The organism is Intestinibacter sp. (assembly GCF_022780145.1).
Lineage (GTDB): Bacteria > Bacillota > Clostridia > Peptostreptococcales > Peptostreptococcaceae > Intestinibacter.
Window position 1 is genome coordinate 1 of record NZ_JALEXO010000299.1, and the last position, 2,198, is coordinate 2,198.

Annotated in this window: 1 protein-coding gene; it reads left to right on the forward strand. The window is 29.6% G+C overall.

Annotation, left to right across the window (positions count from 1 at the left end; all coding sequences use genetic code 11):
• Positions 1–1,482 (forward strand): hypothetical protein (locus MR593_RS11285; RefSeq protein WP_331474839.1); only part of this gene is annotated, 1,482 nt, incomplete at its 5' end.
• Positions 1,483–2,198: the final 716 nt, after the last annotated feature.

The window sequence follows — 2,198 nt, forward strand, 5'->3', positions numbered from 1 at the left end:
GGTAACTACAACGATCCTATGCTAGATTTAGCAGAAATACCTGACAAGGGTAATTTCAAACCTCTATATAATGATTTATATAATAGTATAAATCTATACAGAATGGATACAAACGAAAACATAGAACTAATTGGTGGTAGACCTAACGAAGAGTTTCCAGTAGTAAAAGGAAACCTAGGACCAGGACTTGGAAGTCCATTTAACCAATATGTATGGAGATATGGAGAACATAATGGAAAATTATATGTAGGTACATATGATACTTCAACATTAACTAATGGATTTACACAGCTTACAAATGGCGACTTATTAAAAATGACACCAGAAGAATTTGAACAAAAAATGAAATATGTACAAGAAATGATAGGAGCATTAATAAGTGTTCAAAAAACTGAAACAGAAGTTGCTGTAGAAGAACAAAATGTTCAAAAAGATAGTGAAGCTCCAAAAGAAGATGTAAGTGAAGATACAAACAGCGAAGCTAAAGAAGATGGCGAAGCTCAAGCAGAAAATGCAAGTGAAGATGTAAATACTGAAGCTCAATTAACTAATGAAAATGATGCAGAAGTACAAGATACAGAAGCAAACGACGCTGAAAAAACAAAAGAAGAAGAATTACTTGGTGATTTATCAGAAAAACAAGTTGATAAGATCAAAGATATAAAAGAATCAGACTTAGATAAAATAGTAGATGATTCAGATAAAGTAATGGACAAAATAGATGGTCAGTCAAATACATCTACATATAGCTTAAGAAGAGATGACAAAACAATAGTAGACGATTTTAATAATTTAGTAGCAAGATATGATAAAATATCAAAATATCTACCTTCTTGTGTAAGACAAAAAATCGAAAAGGTAATAAAAAATGAAGATGTAGTGAATTTTGTTTATTATCTAGGTATAAACAACTATTGTAAACAAGCAGAAAAAGGATTTGACCTATTAGTATCAAGCGATGGAGTAAACTTTGACGCAATTACAAGAAATGGTTTCAATGATAAATATAATCACGGAATAAGAGTATTTGAAAGTACTAAAGAAGGTCTTTTCATAGGAACAGCTAATCCATTCTATGGAACTCAATTATGGAAGTTAAACGAAGATGGAGAAATAGTAGATCCTGAAGAACCAGATGATAAAGAAGATACTTATTCTGTAACTATAAAATATCAAATAAAAGGTGAAACTGATATAAAAGTACCTGAAGATACTGTAGTAACAGGATTAAAAGCTGGTGAAGCATACGACTTAACAGATCAATATACAGCTGTAAAAGAATCTCTAGTAAAAGCTGGATGTACTGTTGAAGAAGAACCAGTATGCAAGGGTAACGTAGCTAAAGAAAATGTACAATTAAATGCTGTATTTAAAGCACCTCAAAAACAAGTGAAACCTAGTAAACCTTCTAAAAAAGGTATAATAAAACGAATTGTAAATAAAGTAAAATCAATAATAAGCTGTATAAAAAAATGGTTATAAAAGATAATTTTAATTTATTGAAATAAATACTTTTTTATGATAATCAAAAAATATCCCCAGTCGTACAATGGCTGGGGATATTATATTTTTCTAAAATTCCGCGAAGCGTCTATCTACTATATACAATAAATACAAACCATCTCAACCCATTGTAACTTAACCCATTGTAACTCAACCCATTGTAATTATATTTAACAACTTTGTGATAAAGGAATGTAAATTTAAACAAATAAAACTATACTAATTAACAAATATCCAAGCCCGAAGGGCCTTATCCACCATACTTGGATATACTTATTTGAAAATAAACACATAAAATAACCTTTTTCCAAAATAAAAAAGAACAAATTTTATTTATCAAATCTAAATAAACGCAAATCACAATCAAAAGATCTCCATATAACTAAAAAAACGACAAAAAAACAACCAAGCCTGTATCACAAAGTTGTTAAATATAATCATAATAGCTAAAGGATGAATATGTCTTAAGAAAATAAAAAAGCCAGATAGTAGTTACAAATATCTAATCTTACTATCTGGCATTTAATTTAATTTTGATAATTAGAATCGTTCAGCTTATTAGTAGTATCAGTCAAATCCTTTTGGTAAATTTCATCGTATCCAACTATGTAAAATCTGCCGTTTTTCTCGATGACGGTGTCGGTAGATGATGCTTCGGTGCTTTTTGAGCCCTCTGAATAGGATTTTTTGTATTT